Source organism: Winogradskyella undariae (assembly GCF_013285155.1).
Classification (GTDB): Bacteria; Bacteroidota; Bacteroidia; order Flavobacteriales; family Flavobacteriaceae; genus Winogradskyella; species Winogradskyella undariae.
Genome location: NZ_JABTEL010000004.1, coordinates 31,631 through 55,052, shown reverse-complemented (window position 1 = coordinate 55,052; position 23,422 = coordinate 31,631). Strand labels below are relative to the sequence as shown.

Sequence of the window (23,422 nt, the reverse complement as noted above, 5' to 3'; positions counted from 1 at the left end):
ACATGAACACTAAAATAGTAGCGTTTTTCGCATTATTTATAATGACTATTAGTGCCAATGCACAAATAGATAGATCTCAACCACCTGTGGCTGGTCCTGAACCAGAAATTTCAATAGACAAGCCAGAAGAGTTTACCTTAAAGAATGGATTAAAAGTACTTGTGGTAGAAAACCACGTTTTACCAAGAGTATCTTATTCTTTACGTATAGATAACAGTCCAATTGCAACAGGTAAAAAAGCTGGAGTAGAAAGTTTAATTGGAAGTATGTTAGGTAACGGAACAACAACAATTTCTAAAGACGCATTTAATGAAGAAATAGATTTCTTAGGTGCAAGTTTAAATATAGGAATTAGTGGAGGTTTTGGAAGTTCACTAACTAAGTACTCAGACAGAATATTAGAATTAATGGCTGATGCAGTTATTAATCCTCTATTAACTGAAGAAGAGTTTGATAAAGAAAAAACAAAATTAATAGAAAGTTTAAAATCTGATGCAAAAAGTGCAGATGCTATTGCGGGTAGAGTTGGTTCTGCTTTGGCTTACGGAACAAAACATCCTTACGGAGAGTTTGTGACAGAAGAAACTATAAATAATGTTTCTTTTGGTGATGCTGTTGCATTTTATGAAAAAAACTTCAATCCTAATAATGCATATTTAGTTGTTATTGGTGATGTAGAGTTTAAAGATGTTAAGAAGAAAATTAAAAAATACTTTAAAGATTGGACTAAGTCTGTAGATGTAAGTACTACGGTTCCAAAACCTAGTCCTAATGTACAGTACACACAAATTAATTTTGTAAATGTACCAGACGCAACACAATCTAATATTTCTCTTACTAATAATGTAAATTTAAAGATGAATGATCCAGATTATCATGCAGCTTTAATTACGAACAACATCTTAGGTGGTGGTGGAGAAGGTTATTTATTTAAAAACCTTAGAGAAGAGCATGGTTACACTTACGGAGCTTATTCTCGTTTAGGAACAGATAGGTATGGTGCATCTCGTTTTAATGCAACTGCTAAAGTTAGAAATGCAGTTACTGATAGTGCTGTAGTTGAAGCTATAAAAGAAATCAATAGAATTAAAACTGAACCTGTAGATCCACAGTTATTAAAAGATGCTAAGGCAAAATACGTTGGTAATTTTGTAATGGCTTTAGAGCGTCCGCAAACAATTGCTAGTTATGCTTTAAACATTAAATTAAATGATTTACCTGAAGATTTTTACACAACTTATTTGCAAAAAATAAATGATGTAACAGTTGAAGATATTCAACGTGTCGCTAACAAATACTTCAAGACAGATAATTTAAGAATTGTAGTAGTAGGTAATGGTGCAGATGTATTAGATAATTTAGAGAAAACAGGAATTCCAATTATGTATTTTGATGAGTATGCAAATGCTACTGAAAAACCTGTATTTGATGTTAAGTTACCAGAAGGTGTAAATGCCAAATCTGTAATGAATAAATACATTGATGCTATTGGTGGTAAAGACAAAGTTGAAGCTTTAAGTTCTATTTTATTAAAATATGAAGCTAGTGCAATGGGGTCTACTATTATTAGTGAAGAAAAACGTATGGATGGTAAACTTTTACAAACCATTTTTATGAATGGAAATGCTATGATGACAGTTTTAACTACACAAGAAGTTGTGACTATGAACAAAAATCCACTTCCAGAAAATATGGTTGCTGATATGAAAGCTTTAGGTGGTTTATTTACAGAATTAAATTTATTAAATTCTGATAATTCAAAAATCACTAGTATTGAAGAAGTAGAAGGTAAAGATGCTTACAAAGTTCAGGTTTCTGGAGAGGTAGTTTCTTTAGCTTATTTTTATGATGTTGAAACAGGACTTAAAGTAAAAGAAGTACAAACGACTTCTATGCAAGGTCAAACTCAGAGTCAAGAAGTAGTTTTAAAAGATTATAAAGACTTCGAAGGAGTTAAGTTTCCAACAACTAGAGAAGGTTCTCAAATGGGACAACTGATCGTTTATAAGCTTTTAGAAGCTAAATTAAATTCAGGTGTAACAGATGCTGATTTTAAATAATTAGAATAACATACATGTTTAAAAAAGCCGAAGTGAAAACTTCGGCTTTTTTTTATATCTAATCCTTTGAGTTCTTAATTATATGCCATGCTAAATTAACTCATGTAAATCTACGAACCGGTAGATATTTATAAAGAATATTTTAAATGATCACTTATAAATAAATTAATTATTCAGTTTATCCGCTGTAATTATTCTATGTGTAAAAGGAATTAATTGTTAGTCTAATCTTTCTTTCGGTATTTGTTATATAAATATTTTTGCCTTTTTTAATAAATTCAGATTCGTTAGTTTCTAATAGAATTTCAGAAATCAATGTTTCAATTTTATCTTTAGAAAGTTCTAAATTCAACTTTTTATTTATTCTACCGTAAACAAGTTCTGTGTAACAAATTTTGTTTAAAATATCTTTTTTGTAAGTGTTCATTTGTTAGTTTTTATTGGTAAATATATGTCAATTATAGAGTTTGCTTTGTTCTATTAAAACAGATAATCATCCGTTTTAAATTTTTAACTTGAGATTTTTTCAATGTCCGCGAACTCCTTTCAGATGAAATTTTAATTTGTTTTTGTTAGTCTTCATCACTTTAATAAAATAGTTAGATCACTTTATTGGTTATAACGATTTTAAATAAAGGTTTTTTATGTGAAATTAATATAAATGAGTCATAAAATTCGTTAATTATCACGTATGAAAGGGCAATATTTATTAGTTTTAGGCAAAATTTAATTAGTTAATTCAATGAAGACATTAAGAATAACAGGTTTAGTCGCAATTATGGCTTTTGTTTTTACATCTTGTAAAAATGAAACACAACCAGAAGTTAAAACAGTAGAGGTGGCAGTGGCTAAAAAAGATGTTGCTCAAACTCTAGATCCAAATGCAACTTACGCTAAAGTAGAATTTGGAATTGAAGGAATGACTTGTGCAATGGGTTGTGCCAAAACTATTGAAAAGAAAATGGCTAAAATGGATGGTGTAAAATCTGCTAAGGTTGATTTTGATACACGTTTAGCGATGGTTGAGTATGATGAAGCTAAAGTAACACCTAAGTCTTTAGAAGAAGCTGTTGGTAAAGTTGCAGACATCTATAAAGTTAAAGACATGCATAAAGTTGATGCTTTTGGTGGTGAAAAAAAAGCTTGTAGTGCTGACTGTAAAAAAGAATGTTGTGCAAATAAAACAGAAGCTGATAAGAAAGCCTGTTCTAAAGATTGTAAAAAAGAATGTTGCAGCAAGGATAAAAAAACAGAAGAGAAAACTGAAGAAAAAGCTAAGTAGTTAGTTTTACAAAAAACACATATAGAAAAACGCAATCCGAAAAGGGTTGCGTTTTTTTATTTAACCATTTTAAACAAGACCTTATTAAACTTTAAGTAGTATAAGGGCTAGTGTAATACAGCCAGCAGGTATGATCCATAATAAATATATAGGCATAGTGTTAGGCTTAGCTTTTGCATTAAGAATGGTTCTTTTCTTTCCATTATAGCGCATCCAATTTTTAGATATTACAAATAATGCTATCAAAACAAATAATACCCAAAACTTTGTTGTAGACATTACAGTTATCTTCATTTGAGTAGCAAATGCTTTTAAAAACGCACCTAAGACAAGAATTATACTAATCTCTAAGGCATTAATATAAAATAAAGCTATTGAGATACTTTTTTTGCCAAATGCTTTTTTATAGTGTTTAAAAATGGAAATGTAGTAAATGTCTAGCATAGAGGAATGTTTTTAATTGTTGTGTCTATTTTAGGTAAAGTGATTTGTTGTAAGTAAGTGCTGTGTTTTGTAAAAAAAAAAGAGACTGTCTACTTTTGTAGACAGTCTCTTTTTATAAATTAAAAACTTTTATTGAGCAAGTATTTTTACATCACCTAAATCAATAGTAGATGATATTGTTCCGTTATTGCTATCATATACAAGAGCTATAACTGCATTACCAGAAATTGAAGAAAGATCAATTAAACCGGTAGTATCATAATTATTATCAAAATATCCATCATTTACAGCAAGTGCTGCAATTGCAGAAGAGTCTATTGTTGTCCAAGTTACATCATCAGGGTTAGAACCTGAAGTGTAATCATTAGAATAGTATAATTGCAATGGTTGTCCGTTATTATATGCATCAGCAATCTGTAATATTAATTGCTCGTTTTCTTGTGCATCAAAATCAATAGAAGGAGAAATTAACCAGCTTACCATATTATCAATATCACCACTAGAATATCCTGAAGCTCTTACATAATATGTGCCGTCATAGTTGCTAGCATACCAGCTATTTGATCCTGTTGTATTTGTAACTTCCCAATCATTTAATCCATTACTAAAATCTTCAGAAAAAACAACATTATAATCATTAAGATCATCAGGCGTACAACGGTCATTAGTAAATTGAACATCTGATAAATCGTTAAGTAAAAATACCAGATTGTCTCCACCATAAGATTTTAATACTACTGCAGAAATATTACCTCCTTTTTCTGTTGGTAATGGTGTGTTGTAAAAACTAGCGAATGAACTTGTTTCTAAAGTAAAAGTACTGTATCCAAATCCTTCACAAGCTTGAAGTGTTCTTGATGTATCAAAGTCTTCTGTTGGGTCTCCGTAAGTAGATCCAATTAAGCTTTCTGGAAATTGTACATTGTTAGAGGTTACAAACATACCAACATGAGAGGCATTAATTTCAGATAAACTAAGCTCTAAAGGAACGATTGTCTCTGTGTTTGAAGATCTAAAAATGTAATCACTAACTTGAGCTTCTGTAAACTGTCCTACTTCATCACCATCTTCTTTTCCTCCTATAGAAATTATTTCGTTAGAATTATAACCAACATAAGTGTCAGTAAGAAGGATGTAAATTTCACGTCCCTTATTAAATTGGTTGTAAGAATCGACTTGATTTAAAACAACACCTATACCAGCTGTTGGATTTTCAGGAGCATCTTGCATATAAAATTCTTTGTAAAAGTTTCCTGTAGCATCTGAAGATGATACATATCCTTTTACTAATAAGCTGTCCGTTATTTGAATGAAATGATTATAGTCAAAACCAGATTGACCTTCCTCATAAGCTTCGTAAAGTGCTTTTAAATTAGAAATAGAAATTTCTGTTAAATTAGAGTCTTCTGAATCTAGTTTAGCAAGAAGTTCTTGTAAATTTTCGTTTTCTTCATCTCCTAAGCTACTAGGAATGGTGTAGTCATCATCTTGTACACAAGACGTTATAGCAACAGAAGCTATTAAGACTAGCATTAATTTTAAAGATTTAATCGCTTTATTCATAACTTTTTTGTTTATAATTATTGAATTTATGAAATTAATACATTTCATAATTGTAGTATTTTAATTAATTTTTCTTTTTTAGAATCTTACGTTAAGGTTAACAAAATAATTAGCACCACGACCGTACCAATATTTTGATCCAAATTTAGGTGCTCCACCTGCATTGTCATCTCTTAACTCTGTGTAATTAGCATTTCTACCTTGCTCAAAACCTCCTGTTTTGTATACTTCGTCTAAAATGTTACCAACACTAGCAAAAAGGCTAATGTAATAATCGCCTACTTTCCAAGATTTACCACCAACAAGGTTTACCACCATATAATCGCTGATTTTTTCTTGTTTTAGTAATTCAGTAGCTATTTCTTCATTGTAATCATTTAAAGGAAGTCCGTCAGAATCTAAGTAGAAATTCTCTGTTCTTGTTAATGCATTTACATCAATGTAAGCATTAGAAAAGAAGTTGGCTGTTGCACCAAACCACCAGAAGTTAGGATCTCTATATTCAAAACCAATAGAAGCCGCTCTTTGAGGGCCACCGGCTAATTTGTAATCTTTTAGGTTAGCTTGACCGTAATCGATAGAGCCATTTTCCGTTTCAAAACTTGCAGATGTTAAATACAAGTTAGGATTGTTGTCATAAGTGTATTGACCTATTGATGCAGCACCTTTTAATTTAATTGTAGGTGTTACTTGTGCTTCAACACCTAACTCAACACCTAAGTGTTTTTTATCTATACCTTGTAAAACTTCTTGTACAAAGGCAGAAGTATCATTGTCTGCAATATCATTTCCACCACTTAAACCATCTGCGTAATAGAATCCTACTTCGTTAGCATCTTCAATTTTTGTGTAGAATCCTGTTATTTTTGCGTTTACTATTGGAGATCTAAAAATATAGCTAGCGTCAAAAGATGTTACAATTTCTTCACTGATATCTCTTACTACACTGTGGTTTTCTCTTGAGTTAGAGAATGTGTTACGTAAATTAGGAGCTCTTGTTAAATAGCCACCGTTAACATCAATTAAATGTTTTCCAGAAATTTTATAAGTAAATCCTGCTTTACCCCCAACGCCTGTAAAAGATAATTCTTCACCTTTTCCGTAAGAAAGATCACCTAAAAATCTACTGTGCTCCCATAATCCTTCTCTTTGGTATGTTGTGCTTGTGATGTTCCCTGATAAATAGAAGTCAAATTTATTATAAGTGAATTGTCCTTGTGCATAACCAGAAACAACCTCAGCAAATAAGTTGTAATTATATCTGTATTTATCACCTTCTTGAACTAATCTTCCCGCATTTTTGTTATCGTATTCAAATCCATCAAAAGAATCAACGTTTAATAAACCAACATTAGATCCTAATAAATCTAAAACCTCACCAAAGTTTTCTGATTTAAGGTTTTTATAGTTTACTGCACCATTTAAAATAATATGGTCGTTAAGCTCTGAAGTGAATATAGAATTAACAGTTAATTGGGTATCATCTGCTCTGTCTTCATATAACGCATAAGCAGAACTAATATCATTGATATTATTAGTAACGTTAGCGTCTATAATACGATTCCAATCTATTTGTCCATCATTTATAAACTCTTGTTCAGATAAGTAAGCACCAGTATAATCAGGTCCGTCTGTGTCAGATAAGGCATAGCTAGGTAAATCTTGGTAATATGCAGGACTTGGGTTTCCTCCTCCAGAGTAATCTAATCTACTGTTTCCTAATTTACCAAATTGGTAACCTACATTAGTATTTAATTTTGTTTTAGAAGAAATATCCCAATAATGATTTAACATAAAGATAGGTTCTTCAACTTCTTTAATACGTGAGTTTTTTTGCTCACCATCTAAACTACCCCAGTATTCATTGTATTTAATTCCTTTTAAGTCATAAACCTCCTGAGTGTTAGCTGAAGATTTTCCTCTTCTATTCGGTGTGTAAACAGAAGTAAAGTTAATACTGTGTTTATCGTTTATTTTCTTTTCTACAGAAGCGAAAAATGAGTTAGAATCATATACGGTTCCATCTACAAAACCTTCATCTCCCCATCGTCTACCAAGCATAAGAGCAAAAGACCATCCGTCATCTAGTAATCCAGAAGCGTAACTTGCCATAGCACGATTTGTATAACTTCTATTTGAATTAGAAAAAGTAACTCTACCACCTTTTCTGTAAGAAGACGCTCTTGTTATAATATTAGATGTTCCTAATACACCACCAAAGTTGTATTCAGAAGGTGTAAGACCTGTTGTTAACACTTGGTTACGCATCATGTCGTTTAATCCACCCCAATTACTCCATTGTGGTCTTCCGTTGTAAAGTTTGTTCATTTCAATACCGTTCATTAAAACAGAACCGTTTTCAGAATCTAATCCTCTTACCTTAAAAAATGAAGAACTAAATTCGAATGCTGCTGTTCTCTGAAAAATGTCTAATGAAGAAGATAATAAACCAGAGATGTTATCTGCCCCACTAGTATCATCATTTAATTCATCATCAGATAATGTAATTGTAAACATATCTTGTACATCGGATACATCGATATCTAAAGTCATATCTGTAATATCAACTGTCTGTCCTTTGTTTACGATAATAGGATAGCGTTTAGTCTTATATCCTGTTTTAGAAACTCTTAGAACTTGCTCTCCTAATGGAACATTGCTGGAGAAAGTAAATTCTCCGAAGCCATCAGTTAATGTTGATTTTTGAGTTTCTTCAATAGTTATTGTTACATCTGGAATTGGTTCAGAAGATGTAGCATCTTTTACACTACCTTTTATAATGGTGCTTTGCGCCATCATAGTAAAGGAAGTTAAAACTCCAAAGAGTAAAATAATTAGACTTTTTTTCATAATTAAATTTAAGTTAATAATGTTTGATTATTAAATAATAGTTATTTAAGGCGTGCAAATCTACATTATTTATAATAAATATATACTTTTGGCCCAAGAATTGTAAAGTAATTAATGTTAATTTAATATTCACAAGATGAAAAGTTTGAGGTTCAAATTTATAGCTATACTGTTGTTAGTGTCAGTAAGCATAAGTGCACAAGAAAAAAAGAAATACAAAATACATACCGTAGCTTTCTATAATTTAGAGAATTTATTTGATACTATAAATGACACAACTATATATGATGAAGCCAGTCCTATGATGGAATTGAATGAGTCTCTAAGAGGTGAGGCTTATAAGAAAAAACTTCATAATATGGCAAAAGTAATTGCAGATATAGGTTATGATGACACACATAACTCTCCTGCTGTAATTGGTGTTTCTGAAGTTGAAAACCTTCAGGTCTTGATGGATTTGGTTAATGATCCTCAATTATTAGATAAAGATTACGGTATTGTGCATTTTGATTCTCCTGACAAAAGAGGAATTGACGTCGCATTATTATATCAAAAAGCACTTTTTAAGCCCCTAGAAACGAGTTCTCATGAGTTACTTATATATGACGATTCTACAAGAAAACGTGTATTTACAAGAGATCAATTGTTAGTTAGTGGAGAATTAGAAGGAGACTTAATTCACATCATTGTTAACCACTGGCCATCTCGTAGTGGTGGTGAAGCAAGAAGTAGATTTAAGCGTATTGCCGCTGGTAAATTGAATAAGCAAATTATTGATTCATTACAAGCTAATGATCCTTATGCTAAAATCATGACTATGGGAGATTTTAATGATAACCCAACAAATGATAGTATGAAAAAAGCTATAAAAACTGAAGCTGACAAAGAAGATGTAAAGCTTAAAGGTGTCTATAATCCTTTTGAGAATCTATATAAAAAACAAGGTTTAGGAACAACAGGTTATAGAGATGCTTGGAGTTTGTTTGATATGATTTTATTTACACAACCTTTATTAGAAAAGGATTATTCTTCTTATAGATTTTATAAAGCTGGTATTTTTAATAAAAGCTATTTAACAAACAAAGAAGGGCGTTACAAAGATTATCCTTTAAGAATGAAAAATGCAGGTCTTTCAGGTGGTTATAGTGATCACTTTCCTGTCTATATTTACTTAATTAAAGAAGATAATAAGAAATAGTCAACTTATTACATTATAAAAAAAGCGTCTAGAAATAATTTCTAGACGCTTTTTTTATGTGTTATAATTTGAAATTTAAAACCAAATACTCCAAGGTATTTTAGCTAATACTAATACTAAAGCTAGCGTATAAAAAATAGCCAACATTTTAAATTTAGATCTAGATGTCAATTTCTTTTTGTGTTTAGAATAACCGATTGTTAATAAAGCTATCGCAATAAGCATTGTAAGTGGGTGCTCTACAACAAGGTTTCTTAATGCTTTGTTACCCATTAATTTTCCCATTCCACCAACTTGTTCTATTAATGAGAAGTAATCTTTCATAAAAAATAAAACAATTCCAAGTAGCAATTGAATGTGCATTGTTATGAGAGCAAATAGAGATAATCTAAAATCTTTAGCATCAAATTCTTTATCTCCAAAAAATTTAATAAGTGCGTTAAATGTAGCAAGTACTAATACTAAAAGTACTAAATATGCCCATTTTGAATGTATAAATTGAATAGTTCCCATAATGATAAGTTGATTTATTTCTGCAAAAATAGGGATTTACTCATGAAAGTTATTACTCCGAAATCGTAATTCGATGTTTTAATTCATTTCCTAGTTCGTCTGTAACCGTTATAATATGTTCACCAGGACTTGGTAAAATGGCCATATCGTGAATATCCTTTGTGCTTCCTATGTATTGATTATCAATATACCAATAGAGTTCTAACTCTGGTTTAGAAAGGGCTACTTTTAAGATGAGATCGTTTGTTTTTCCATCAAAATCTTTAGGTAAATAAATAGTGCTTTGTTGATTGGGATAAATAAATTCCATAGAAACTCCAGTAGATTCGGCACAATCAGACCGGTATGGAGGTAAGGGTTTGTAAAAAGGGTTTTTAGTCTTGTAATAATAAGCTTGTAAAGGTGGTAATATAAACCACGCTTTGTTAGTGATATTTGAAATGGCTTCGCAAGATGAATTTACTTGATACTGTTCTGAACTATCTAAATGGACTAATTCATGAAATGGACAGGCTTGTGTTTTTTTTCCACTAGCTTGAATGTATCGCATTTCTGTATCATCACAAATAGTAGAAGCTCTATAGCCACTTTTCTTACAGATGCTTACCTCTAGCATTTCGTCATAGGGTTTTGCAAACCAATTGCTCTTTGGTAATAGGTCAAAAACATCAAATAGAATAGGAGCAGCAGTTTGTACACCGACTAAACCGGGTCTTCCTTCTCCATCTGCATTACCAACCCAAACACCAACAACATAATCTTTAGTTGTACCAATTGCCCAAGCATCTCTAAAGCCAAAACTTGTTCCAGTTTTCCAAGCAATCTCTTGAGAAGAGTCGTAATATTCCCAACTTTCATCGCTTTCTGGCCGATTAACTTGTTTCATGCTTTCAAACGTTAAATATACGGAAGCGGCGTCAAAAACATTTTTTTCTTTCGATAATTTGCCGAAATCAACATTTTCTTTCGAATCGAAAACGGGTTGTGTGAACTCGTTTGAGTAATATTGACTAGAATTCGCATTAAAATGGTTTAATGTAGAGGCCATGCCGGCATAACTTTTACACAAGTCCCAAAGGTTGCTTTCTGCACCTCCAAGCACAAGAGATAAACCGTAATGATTGGTGTTGTATTTTAAATCTTTAAGTTGAAGTGCTTTTAGGTAATGGTAAAAACGATCGAGTCCAAACTCTTGAAGCATTCTTACTGCGGGTACATTTAATGAACGTGATAAAGCTTCGTTAGCATGTACAGCTCCGTCGTAAGTTTTGTTATAATTTTCGGGTTGATAACTTCCAAACTGAGTTGGTACATCTGCAACTAAAGTATTTGGTAATAAATCGCCAGCATCTAACATTGCTGCATATAAAAAAGGTTTTAAAACACTACCAGTACTTCTTGGTTTATCAATAATATCAACACTATTTTGATGGGCTTTATCCGTTGGAGAATTACCTATATAAGTTAGGACTTCTCTTGTTTTTACATCTAAAACTAAAACTGAAAGATTATGAATTTCGTTTTGTTTTAATAGATTATAATGCTGTTCTACAATAGTATTAGTCTGTTCTTGTAAATTAATATTAATGGTTGTTTTTACGCGTTCACCTCTATTACTTTTAGCTACTTTTTGTAACAAATGGGGTGTGATTTGTGGTAAAGGATATGGTCTTTGTGGTAAACCTTCTGCAATAGATAATTTATAGGTTAGTTCGTCGATCGTTGCGTTGTCATAAAGTTTTTTTAATAATCTATTCCGCTTGTCTAACAATCGCTTCTGATTTTTTCCAGGGTAAATTAAACTAGGGGCATTAGGTAAAACGGCTAAAGTTGCACTTTCGGCCCAAGATAAATTAGAAGCATTTCTATTAAAATAGCGCCATGCTGCAGCATCTATACCAACAACATTTCCTCCAAATGGTGCGTGACTCGCATAGAGGTTTAAAATTTCATCTTTAGACAATCTAAATTCTAATCGTGTGGCAAGAATAAGTTCTTTCAGTTTTTCAAAGTAAGTACGTGATTGTCCTTTTCTAGAGAGTCTAATAACTTGCTGCGTTATAGTACTTCCTCCTCGTTTTACAGATCCTGAGTTTAAATTTTGTTTAAGAGCTTTAAATATTGAAACAGGATTAAAACCAGGATGTTTGTAGAAGTATTCGTCTTCAAATTGAAGAATACAAATTTTGAATTTATCAGGAACACTATCATTAGCAGGAAAACGCCATTGGCCATCTTCTGCAATTAATGCGCCTAATAATTCATTAGATCGACTTGTAATAATGGTTGCTGTCGGATCTTTAAATAATTGGTGGGGTAAACAAAAATAATAAGCAATTAAAAGTAATGTCACCACTACAGATTTGATTCTATTTCGCTTTAAAAAATTAATTAACCTATACATAGACTATACAAAAGCTGATTTGCCAAACTTCTGCTTAAAATTTAAGATTATTAGACAAAGATATTTATATATTTAAACGTGAGAAATTCATTATTAGACTTAAAGTTACTTGTATTTATTAGTATTTCTTTATTATTTTCAAAAGAAATGCATGGGCAATTAGGATTCTGTCAAGGGAACTCTGGAGATCCTATCTTTTCTGAAACCTTTGGTTCGGGAACAGATTATGGACCTGGCTTACCCACAGGCACTACGACGTATACATTTGTTAATACTACAGGACCACAAGATGGTGAGTATACCATTTCTCAAAACACATTTTCTTATGGGTGGAATTTACCTAGTGATCACACAGGAGACGTTAATGGAAAGGCGCTCATTGTCAATGCAAGTTTTACAACAGGTGAATTTTATAACATAGCAGTTAGCGGTTTGTGCGAAAACACAACGTATGAATTTTCTTCTTGGTTGATAAATATCTTACCGAGCTCGGGTTGCGGTGGAAACGGGATACCTGTTAATGTTGAATTTCAGATTTGGGATGATACAAATACCAGCCTTTTAGCGAATGGTAATACTGGGGATATTTATGGATCCGCTACTCCGAATTGGGAACAATATGGTTTAGTGTTTCAAACGCTGCCTGGTCAAACTTCTGTTATCTTAAAAATTATTAATAACGGAGCCGGTGGTTGTGGTAATGATTTGGCCATAGACGATATTATCTTTAAAAGTTGTGGGGACTTAATTGCAACAGAAGATAATGGCACTGGAAACTCTATTGAGATGTGTAGTACTCAGGCTCCTTTTTCAGATACCATTACGGCTATTCCTGATAATACTGTTTTTAGTACTCATTTTTACCAATGGCAAGTGAGTAATGATGGAGTGAACTGGACTGACCTTGCAGGTGAAATAAATGCTTCTATAGGTGTCTCAGGAATTACGACAACAACTTATTACCGAGCTAAAGTTGCAGAATATGCTGCAAATTTGAATAATTCTGACTGCTTAACGTTTTCTGACGTTTATGAAATTGTAATAAATCAAGCTCCACCACCCCCAATAATGGCATGCTGGGAAACGGCAACATTTGATGATTTGTCGTGTAGTTGGACGGTTGTAGGAACACAGCCTGTTGAACCCGTAGGTTTGGAGTGTTGGGAATCTACATTTTTTAATACAAATACCTGTACTTGGGAAATAAATGGAACGCAGCCTATTCAACCCACTTTAGAATGTTGGGAAATAGCAACTTTTAATGATATAACGTGTACATGGGATATTTTAGGTGCGCAACCAGTACAACCAAATATTGAATGTTGGGAAACAGCAACCTTTAATTCTACAACATGTGTTTGGGATGTTTCAGGGACACAACCAGTACAACCAGCTTTAGAATGTTGGGAAACAGCAACTTTTAATGATATTACGTGTTCATGGGATGTTTCGGGTGCGCAACCTGTTCAACCTACTTTAGAATGTTGGGAAACTACAATATTTAATACTACAACATGTACTTGGGATATTTCAGGAATACAACCAGCACAACCCACTTTAGAATGTTGGGAAATAGCAACTTTCAATGATATTACGTGTTCATGGGATGTTTCAGGTACGCAACCTGTTCAACCTACTTTAGAATGTTGGGAAACTACAATATTCAATACTATAACATGTACTTGGGATATTTCCGGAATACAACCAGTACAACCAGATTTAGAATGTTGGGAAATAGCAACTTTTAATGATATTACGTGCTCATGGGATGTTTCGGGTGCGCAACCTGCTCAACCCACTTTAGAATGTTGGGAAACTACAATATTTAATACCACCACATGTAGTTGGGATATAGTTGGAGCTCAACCAATAGAATTTATTGAAGAATTCTTGAGTTTCTGTGATGGAAATGAGGTTGTAATGCAAGCAGATTCAGATATCGTTAATCCAACCTATCAATGGAGTTCAGGTGAGGTTACTGAATTCAAAACCGTTGACGTTGCTGGGACTTATGAAGTTTTAATTACAGATGGGTGCTTTACAATTGAAAAAACGATTTATGTAGAACAAATACCAACTCCAAATATAGAAAGCATTACGTCTGATGGCAGCTCAATAATTGTAAATATGTCTAATTCTGGAGATTTTGAATATTCATTAGATGGTATTTCATTTCAATTTAGTTCTATATTTTCTAATATGGATGCTGGTTCTTATACCATTTATGTGAAAGCTTTTGATTGTGATGTTATCATAGTAATGAATTATTTTCACTTTTTTATACAAAAATTTATAACACCAAATGGTGATGGTCAGAATGATTTCTTTGCTTTAAATTTGGTTCCGTATTTTAGAACGTCAGAAGTTTATATTTTTGACCGATACGGTAAGTTATTATTCTCATCTATTAATAGAAACGTATTTTGGGATGGTACATTTAATAATGAAGATTTACCGACTTCAGATTATTGGTACCGAATTGTTTTAGATGGAGAAGAATTTGTTGGACACTTTGGTTTGAAACGTTAAAATACAATCCTGGCAGGTTTTAAAACTTACCAGGATGAATTTTTCAAATTAACAACCTTTAGGTATTTCAAATTCAATAACTTTTTCTGTAATATTATTTTCAGAATCGGTAATGATGAATTTTAAAAACATGCGGTTAGTGGCTAAACCAACAGGATTCGTTTTAAGATTATCTGTGTTGGTTATTTCGGTTAACCATGCTTCACCACATTGATCTATAATATCTGTTTTTAATTCTTCGATAGCTGAGGTTACAAACTTTTTCCAGTCATTTTCGGTATAAGTTAAAGTCTGAAATGTATTAGATGTTAATTGTTTTAAAGGTTTCCATTCCGAATCAAATTGCGTCCAATCTTTAACATCGCAAGGTGTGTTTGTATCTATAAAAGCGATACTATTCTCGTAACGTTGAAAAATACTTACATGTTTATAGTCGTTATCTACCAACACAATTTTTTTGCCTTCGGGCGAAGCGCCTAGATCAACACTAATTTTAGCAGAGTCTAACTGTTTTAAATTGTAGTTTCTTTTATAGTCTTTAGTGGCTAGATTCTTTAATTCGACATTCAACGCGTTAAAATCAAACCTTATCGTTTTAGAAATCTTAGTTGGTGATAAATACCCATTAAATACATAACCGATATGGTTTCTTGTTTCCACTTTTACCCATTCTCCACTTACCTTTTTTCCGCCATCGAGAATAACGAGTTTGTGTTCTGTTTTTTCTAATATTCCTATGGCTTCACCATAAGATAGTTTACTCAATAATTTTCCGTCTACGTCTGGTTGATCTCTAAGAGATAATCCGCTTTCTGCGGCTACATAAGCATTTTGTTGTGCTGTTACGAATGCTACACTCAGTAACATTACAATCGCTAAAATCTGTTTTGTGATTTTCATAATTTTGTGATTTAAGATTAAACATTTGTTTTAGCGGTTTTGTTTTTTAGCATGCTTGCCTTCCGGACGGCGAGTTTTTAATTTATGTATGGTTTTTTATGGTGAAGTCTTTTTCGAGTGAATTTGAAGCGCTTCAAATTTGTGTCGAGAAACAGATATATTTACAAATGTTCTCGATACAATTCTGATAAAAGATCAGAATCACTCGAATTGACGTTAAGTTAATTTTTCTTTATTTTTCAACAGTAATCCACTGTCCTTTATTTCTTACTAAATAATCATTATCGTACATCGCCTCAGCTTGTGTACCTGGTAAATAATAGGTTCCTAAGTAAGATGCGTTTAACATAACAGAGAATGTTTTAGTGCCATATCTTCCTTTTGCATTCATATCAAAATAGAAGTTTACACGATCATCTCTAATGTCTGTGTATCTAGCCTGACTTACGGTTGTATCTCCAAAATCTGTAAATCGTGTATTTACAATATCCCAACCAGAAGGGAAAATTTGGGTTAGAGCAACATCATTAACAAAATCACTTGTTAGGTTAGAAATGCTAACTGTAGCGACAAAATCTTGACCTTGTTGTAATTTTGTTACATCAATAGTATTGCCTTGTAAATCTTTATAAGTCGTTGAAATGGTAAAGCCACGTTGCTCTGCTAATTCTTCGCCTAATTTTAATTTCCCAGAGTTAATCACTCTCACATAGACTAAGTTATTTTTAGCATTGTTTATAGCAATTGCGTTGCTTCCGTCTTTAATAGAAACTGTACGTTGTGCAATAGCATTTTTAGTTTCTATAGTTTCTGATTTACCATTAATAGTATAGCTTAATTTTAAATCTTTTCCGCCATTTTTAATAACCATTTTCCCCATAGCTAATAAACTATAAGCCGTGGTTTGTGTGCTCATCCATTGGTTGCTAGATAAATCTTTAGCGATAGATTTTGCTAAATCTCTAGCTTTAGGATTACCGGTAATAATCATAGTTTCTAAAGCCATAGCTCTATTTCTATCTACAGAACCATAAGTATAATAGTTAGATTTAGGGGGGTGAAAATCGATATTAGCCGATTTTGAAATGGCATCACTCGCTTCCTTTTGTCCTGCTAAAGCATAAGCGGCAGCTAAACGCCATTTTGCTTCGTTAGAAATTTCATCAAACTCACGCAACCTATTCATGCTTGCTAAATCGGCACTACCTGCTAAAGCCAACGTGTATAAACGGTAGGCTTGTGCTAAATCAGAATGGTAAACCTTATAACTTGGTCTCCAATCTCTAGCCGCTTGCTTTTGGTACGCAATCCAGTTGCTTTTAAAAGTTAACGGTAATACGAATCCTTTTTTCTCTGCTTCAATCATAAAATGACCTGAGTAACTTGTTCCCCAGTCATTGGCCGAACTTTCTCCCATCCAATAACTCATTCCTCCGCTAGGTTGTTGAAAATTACCCAAGCGCTTAATGCCTTTTTCTATGTTTTGCTGTACTTCTTTTTTCTTTTGAGTCGTTAAATCAAAGATATCACCCAAGAATAATTGAGGGAATACACTAGAGGTTGTTTGCTCTAAACAGCCGTGTGGATAACGAACCAAGTATTGTAACCTACCTGTAAAATCCATTGGTGGTAAGGTTGAGAATTCTACGGTTGCAGAATTTGTTCCTGTAACTCCAAAAGTGGTAATATCTATATTTTGTTTGCCATTAGCTTCTAGTTCATAATCCATAACACGAGACGTATACGGATTAGGATTTTCTACATCAATCTCTACTTTGTACGTTGATTTTTCACCATTTCCTGTCGCGATCACTTCCACGGTGTTTACACCTTTTGCTTTGGTAACATCTAATTCAAAATACACCATTTTTTCATCTGGTTTATCAAATTTTAGAGATTGCGTAGCGCTTCCTTTTACCGTAATTCCATCACTTAATTTTAAAGATAGTTTTACATTTTTTACTTTATTTTCCATGGCAAAAACAGTCACAGGAAGGGTTACTTTTTCACCTGGACTTAATTTACGTGGCAAAGTTGCTAATACCATTAGTGGTTTTCTAACCGGAACTGATTTTTCAGCACTTCCGTAAGCTTCAGTTGTATTGTTACCAGCAATAACCATAGTACGAACAGCTCCTATATAATTTGGCATTTTAAGTTGGTGTATTTTGGTTTGCCCTTTGTCTAAAAGAAAAGGTCCTAAATAGGTAACTACAGGTTTAAAACGATTTGCTTTTTTGTTTTTTCCGCCAGCTGCGCTTCCATCACCACCAATAGCAAATACCTGATCAATACTACCTGAATAAGCACCAATAACATCGTCGAAAATATCCCAAGTTTTTACACCTAATGCTTCACGGGCATAAAAACTATCCCAAGCATTTGGGGTTTTAAAACGCGTTAAATCTAGTAAGCCTTCTTCAACAACTGCAATAGTATACGTCATGGCTTTGTCATTTTTTTCAGAAACTTCTATTTTATAAGATTGCTCTGGTTGAATAACATCTGGCATGTTTATTACAGGCTTTAATTTTGTTGCTGGATTTTCTACCATCACCGGAATTACACCGTATAAACGAATTGGTAAATCGTTAGACGTAATGGCATGTGGTTGCAATAATGAAATATTGATAAATACGTTTGGTGCCATTTCTGGTGTTACCGGAATATCAACAGTAGTCTCTCCAGTGGTTGTTTTTACCCATTGATGTTGCAATACTTCTGAACCATTTTCTATACTTACCAATGCTCTTCCTTCAGAACCTGAAGGGAATGTTAATTTAGCCGTTTCACCAACATTATATTTTTCTTTATCTGTTGAAAACACTAACATTTTAGCAGCTTCTTTATCACTAGAAGGGTTTGTAGACCACCAGTTTTTATAGAAGTAAGCCGTTCTACCTGTTGCATGTCCGCTTACAGGGTCTACAACTCTAATTAAATAACGCCCGCGTTCTTCTTCAGGAATCTTAAGGTTAAAATGACCTTTACCGTTTGCGTCTGTATTTATAGAAAATGTTTGAACAGGTCTGTGGTAACTGCTAGATATGTAGCTCGATAAGTTATCGTAAGAAGAATTCCACCACCAGCGCCATTCAATTTTATAAACTTTTACTTCAACATTTTCTCTTTGTACAGGTTTGCCTTCAGCTGTTACAGTTGCTACATCAAACTTTTGATTTTCATCTGTAAAAAATGAACCATAACTATTTCCTTTTGGTGATTGCAGACCAACAAAACTTTGATAAGGTGCATAAGGCATGGTGAAAGCATCTAGTGAAAAATCACCTCCATTTTCAAAAGCTCTAACTAAAAACTGAGCCGTTAGCATCCCTGGTGCGTTTCTACCAATATTTAGTCTAGAGTTAATTGTTGCATTACCTTCTTCGTCTAAATTACCTTCGAAAACATTAGTTTCTTCAGAATCAAACGTTCGTGTAGGGTCGTTAAAAACATAATTTTTATAGCCTTTAAAACTTGTTGAAGTCGATGCGAATTTCACTTTAACTTCAGCTTTTAAGTTTTTTGCAGGTGCACCATGTAACCAAGTCACGTTTAAGTCACCTTGAAGTGGTTGGTTATTGTTTAAAATCTCGTTTTCGAAATCTATTTTTATTTTAAGTCGGTTTGGTTTTACAGTTTCAATTTTTAAACTTTTTGAAAATGTAGCACCACCAACAGAAACCTTTGCATTATAGTTTCCGGTTTTGTAATCGGTTGAGGTTGGAACTATAAAATCATAGAAATGATTGAGGTTGTCTATAGAGATTTTTCTGTAAACTAATTTTCCAACAGGATCTGTGATTTCTAATTTTACAGGATGACGTTTTGGTAATTTATTGGCGTTGTCATTCAGCATAAAAGTTAAAAATAAGCTATCACCAGGTCTCCAAACACCACGTTCTCCATAGATGTAACCTTTTAATCCGCGTTGAAGTCTGTTTCCTGAAACATCAAATTTACTTAGAGATAGAGAATTTCCATCTTCTAGTTTTATGTAGCTTACACTTTTACCTTTGATTGCTATGGCAAATGCAGCTTTGTTTTTAGCATCAATTTTTAAGATTCCTTGGTCGTCTGTGGTTCCTTTTGCTAACTCTTGTTGTTGGTAATTGTATAAAGTGATTTTTGTTCCACTTTCTGGCTTTGTGTTTAAAATATTAGTTACTGCAAAGAAGTAATTATTGTCTGTGCCCTGTTTGGCAATTATACCAAGATTAGAACTAATGATATTTTGAGATACAGTATGGCCTTCATAGTTGTAGTAAGAATTTGTACAAGGGTTTTCTCTATCTCTCCATCTGTAATCTGTGTTTTTATAGCTGTAACTTAAATTATCCCAATAGCGTTCTTCTAATTGATCTTCTTCGGCTTCTGATAAATCTTGTGGAGCATAATAATCGTCATCATAATAGTCGTCGTAATAATCGTCTTCTTCAATATTAGTTGTAGTAGCATTTGAGTCACAATTATATAAAGAATAGTCCTTTTTAAAGCTCAACTCTACTCTGTAAATAGCACCAGGGTCTGATGTAAGATATTTAGATAAATCGATGCTATAAGCTTTCCATTTACCTGTGTTTTGGTTTTCGTCTTGAATTAATGTTATGGTTTCTTTTGCAATACGTCTTCCTACTTTTTTAATAGCATATTGATTAGTGTTATCAATATTATAATCTTGTAAAAACTGAAGTACATTATCTTCAAATATTTTAATAATCCTAACATCTACTTTGCTTAAACTAACAGCTTCAAAATTGAATTTTAAGTTATCTGAATTTGGAAGAATTGTTCCGTTACTGATTAATCTTACTTGAGGTTTTAATTCTTCAAAAGTTAAGATTTCAGAATAAGGATTCTTTAATTTAAAACCATCTGTACTTTTGATACCTTTAAATACTTCAACTCTAATATCTCCAGTTAATTTAGTATTCGGGTAAACCTTTAATACGTTTCCGTCTACAATATATTTTGGATTTCTAACGCCTTGAATAGATACTAATCCTGAAAAATTTTGCTGCTTTAATAAGGGGTCTGAAAAATTTAGAGATAAGAATTGTTCTGGACTCTGAATGATATCAGTATTAACGATTGTAAAATTATTTTTGCCAGGAATTGTTATAGAATTTTCACCTTTGTTTTCTGCTTTTATAGCTTTTCCATCCCATTGTACATCAATTTTGCTGTCTTCTAATAATCTATTGATACTGTCAATTTTAAACTCAAAGAATTTTGAACTTGTATTGGCTTCATTCCATACTAATTTTAAAGATTTATTGGTTTGCGAAGCAGATACCAATTGTTTAGCTTTTTCTAAAGAAATAATATCGGCAGAGCGCAGTTGGGCATGTAGATATTGCCACGCTTTACTGTAAGATTGTAAATTTTGTGTGGTAATATTAAAACTTGGAGTTATGGTTTTAAACTGAAAGGTATAACCTTCAAATTCTGATGGTATATTTTGATAGATATCACTTAAATCTACGTTTACGGTATATTCTGTTGCTGATTCTAAATTTTCATCTGGAGTAAAAAGAAGCGTATGATTGTTCATTGCTTTTAATTCTCCTTGAACGTGAGGTGTTATTTTTACCAATTCTGAAGGTAAAGTTTTATCAATTTCCCATCCGCTAACGGTGTCTGATAAACTAATTTTTATTGGGTCAGTAACAGAAACTAAACCAGAGGTTGTGTAGCTAATGTAATCTCTAAACTTAAAAATATTATCAGTTTCTACAGTTTTGTCTTTACAAGAAAACGCAAAAGCTAAAATAAAAAGTAGGATGAGGTGTTTTTTGATGTTCATGATGTGTATAATTAAAATCTTGGCTAGATAAAGGTAAGTTTATTCTTGTTAAATAAGTACGCTAATTTTTTAGTATTTGGACTTGTTGTTTTTGTTAAATTGGTCTTAAAGTTTGTCTTTATATTTAAATGAGTTAATCAAATCAAAACTGTTTTATTATACAATTTTGTTTTTTTTATTAAACGAGACAAGCAATTTTATCAATTTAATTGCACTTCAAAGTTACATTATTAAAGAGAGTTGTGTTTCGACTAACTAACATTTTATTAGTAACTTCGTAAAGAAATTTAATAATTTATAAAAAATAAGCACATATGGAAGCAGTATCTGCCGATTTCGGAATAAAAGAAGCCTTGCAACAGTTGGGTGTTAACGCTATAAATGAAGGGTCTTCTACGGGGTCTAATAGTTTTTCTAACGGAGAAGTTATTGAATCCTATTCTCCTGTAGATGGCAAGTTAATTGCTAAAGTAAAAACGACGACAAGAGCAGATTACGATAAAGTAATGGATGCAGCAACTGGTGCATTTAAAACTTGGAGAGATGTGCCAGCACCACAGCGTGGAGAAATTGTACGTCAGTTTGGAAACAAATTAAGAGACTTAAAAGAACCGTTAGGTAAATTAGTGTCTTACGAAATGGGGAAATCTTTGCAAGAAGGTTATGGTGAGGTTCAAGAAATGATTGATATCTGTGATTTTGCAGTTGGATTATCTCGTCAATTAAATGGGCAAACTATTCCATCGGAAAGACCAGGTCACGTAATGAGAGAGCAATGGCATCCTATTGGTGTGGTTGGTATTATCTCAGCATTTAACTTTCCTGTAGCTGTTTGGGCTTGGAATACTGCTTTAGCTTGGATTTGTGGTGATGTTTGTGTTTGGAAAGCTTCTGAAAAATCATTGTTATGCTCTATAGCATGTCAAAATATTATAGCAGAAATATTAAAAGAGAATAATTTACCAGAAGGTATTTCTTGTATCATTAATGGTGATTACAAAGTTGGTGAAATGATGACAACAGATGCTAGAATTCCTTTGGTTTCTGCAACAGGTTCTACAAGAATGGGACGTATTGTTGGTGCTAAAGTAGCGGAACGTTTTGGTAAATCTTTATTAGAATTAGGAGGGAATAATGCTATTATAATTACACCAACTGCAGATTTAAAAGTAGTGGTTCCTGGTGCTGTTTTTGGTGCTGTTGGGACTTGTGGTCAGCGTTGTACTTCTACACGTCGATTAATTATTCATGAATCGGTTTACGATAAAGTAAGAGATGCAATTGTTGGAGCTTACGGACAAATTAAAATAGGGAATCCGTTAGATGAAAATAACCACGTTGGACCATTAATAGATAAGGATTCTGTAAATACTTATTTAGCTGCTATTGAAAAAGCAAAAGCTGAAGGTGGAAATGTTTTAGTAGAAGGTGGTGTTTTAGAAGGTGAAGGGTATGAAAGTGGTTGCTACGTTAAACCAGCCATCATTGAAGCTGAAAATCATTTTGAAATTGTACAGCATGAAACATTTGCTCCAATTTTATATTTAATGAAGTACTCTGGAGAGGTTGAAAATGGAATTGATAAACAAAACGGAGTTGCTCAAGGTTTATCTTCTGCGATTATGACTAACGAATTAAAAGAAGCTGAGAAGTTTTTATCTTATGCAGGTTCTGATTGTGGAATTGCTAACGTAAACATCGGAACTTCTGGTGCGGAAATTGGTGGAGCATTTGGTGGTGAAAAAGAAACAGGAGGTGGACGCGAGTCTGGGTCTGATGCTTGGAAAGTTTACATGCGTAGACAAACTAACACAGTTAATTACTCTGATGAATTACCATTAGCTCAAGGAATAAAGTTTGACCTTTAAGTGAA

At 32.8% G+C, this 23,422-nt stretch carries 13 protein-coding genes; 5 read left to right on the top strand and 8 right to left on the bottom strand.

The annotated features are described in order from the left end of the window. Nucleotides 1-2: 2 nt before the first annotated feature. The gene (locus tag HSX10_RS06750; protein ID WP_173587452.1) at nucleotides 3-2,060 is read left to right on the top strand and encodes a M16 family metallopeptidase; all 2,058 of its coding nucleotides are present in this window, start codon (nucleotides 3-5) and stop codon (nucleotides 2,058-2,060) included. A gap of 196 nt (nucleotides 2,061-2,256) precedes the next feature. Here HSX10_RS06750 and HSX10_RS06745 read toward each other — a convergent pair whose 3' ends face one another. Then, nucleotides 2,257-2,487 (bottom strand): DUF3781 domain-containing protein, encoded by a 231-nt coding sequence (locus HSX10_RS06745; RefSeq protein ID WP_217363244.1) that lies wholly within the window; start codon nucleotides 2,485-2,487, stop codon nucleotides 2,257-2,259. A gap of 315 nt (nucleotides 2,488-2,802) precedes the next feature. Between HSX10_RS06745 and HSX10_RS06740 the strand changes: the two genes are divergently transcribed. Continuing rightward, nucleotides 2,803-3,342: a cation transporter gene (locus HSX10_RS06740; RefSeq protein ID WP_173587451.1), complete on the top strand. Its 540-nt coding sequence runs from the start codon at nucleotides 2,803-2,805 to the stop codon at nucleotides 3,340-3,342. Nucleotides 3,343-3,426: 84 nt separating this feature from the next. Here HSX10_RS06740 and HSX10_RS06735 read toward each other — a convergent pair whose 3' ends face one another. From HSX10_RS06735 to HSX10_RS06725, 3 genes are all read right to left on the bottom strand, one after another. After that, complete coding sequence (locus HSX10_RS06735) at nucleotides 3,427-3,786, bottom strand: hypothetical protein (protein WP_173587450.1); 360 nt, start codon at nucleotides 3,784-3,786, stop codon at nucleotides 3,427-3,429. 129 nt (nucleotides 3,787-3,915) lie between these two features. Next, nucleotides 3,916-5,349: a DUF5689 domain-containing protein gene (locus tag HSX10_RS06730; RefSeq protein WP_173587449.1), complete on the bottom strand. Its 1,434-nt coding sequence runs from the start codon at nucleotides 5,347-5,349 to the stop codon at nucleotides 3,916-3,918. A gap of 78 nt (nucleotides 5,350-5,427) precedes the next feature. Next, nucleotides 5,428-8,199, bottom strand: coding sequence for a TonB-dependent receptor (locus tag HSX10_RS06725; RefSeq protein ID WP_173587448.1), 2,772 nt, complete (start codon nucleotides 8,197-8,199; stop codon nucleotides 5,428-5,430). Between the two features lie 136 nt (nucleotides 8,200-8,335). Between HSX10_RS06725 and HSX10_RS06720 the strand changes: the two genes are divergently transcribed. Continuing rightward, nucleotides 8,336-9,397: an endonuclease/exonuclease/phosphatase family protein gene (locus tag HSX10_RS06720; protein ID WP_173587447.1), complete on the top strand. Its 1,062-nt coding sequence runs from the start codon at nucleotides 8,336-8,338 to the stop codon at nucleotides 9,395-9,397. Nucleotides 9,398-9,472: 75 nt separating this feature from the next. On the opposite strand, the gene HSX10_RS06715 is transcribed toward HSX10_RS06720, so the two are convergent. Beyond that, the gene (locus tag HSX10_RS06715) at nucleotides 9,473-9,913 is read right to left on the bottom strand and encodes a hypothetical protein (protein WP_173587767.1); all 441 of its coding nucleotides are present in this window, start codon (nucleotides 9,911-9,913) and stop codon (nucleotides 9,473-9,475) included. Nucleotides 9,914-9,962: 49 nt separating this feature from the next. Next, nucleotides 9,963-12,314, bottom strand: coding sequence for a penicillin-binding protein 1C (gene pbpC, locus HSX10_RS06710; protein ID WP_173587446.1), 2,352 nt, complete (start codon nucleotides 12,312-12,314; stop codon nucleotides 9,963-9,965). Between the two features lie 78 nt (nucleotides 12,315-12,392). On the opposite strand from pbpC, the gene HSX10_RS18875 reads away from it, so the two are divergent. Further along, complete coding sequence (locus tag HSX10_RS18875) at nucleotides 12,393-14,843, top strand: T9SS type B sorting domain-containing protein (protein ID WP_173587445.1); 2,451 nt, start codon at nucleotides 12,393-12,395, stop codon at nucleotides 14,841-14,843. A gap of 48 nt (nucleotides 14,844-14,891) precedes the next feature. On the opposite strand, the gene HSX10_RS06700 is transcribed toward HSX10_RS18875, so the two are convergent. Both HSX10_RS06700 and HSX10_RS06695 read right to left on the bottom strand, forming a co-directional pair. Further along, nucleotides 14,892-15,743 (bottom strand): SH3 domain-containing protein, encoded by an 852-nt coding sequence (locus HSX10_RS06700; RefSeq protein WP_173587444.1) that lies wholly within the window; start codon nucleotides 15,741-15,743, stop codon nucleotides 14,892-14,894. A 232-nt stretch (nucleotides 15,744-15,975) separates the two neighbouring features. Further along, the gene (locus tag HSX10_RS06695; protein ID WP_173587443.1) at nucleotides 15,976-21,549 is read right to left on the bottom strand and encodes an Ig-like domain-containing alpha-2-macroglobulin family protein; all 5,574 of its coding nucleotides are present in this window, start codon (nucleotides 21,547-21,549) and stop codon (nucleotides 15,976-15,978) included. 314 nt (nucleotides 21,550-21,863) lie between these two features. Between HSX10_RS06695 and amaB the strand changes: the two genes are divergently transcribed. Continuing rightward, the gene (gene amaB / locus HSX10_RS06690) at nucleotides 21,864-23,417 is read left to right on the top strand and encodes an L-piperidine-6-carboxylate dehydrogenase (protein WP_173587442.1); all 1,554 of its coding nucleotides are present in this window, start codon (nucleotides 21,864-21,866) and stop codon (nucleotides 23,415-23,417) included. Nucleotides 23,418-23,422 lie beyond the last annotated feature (5 nt).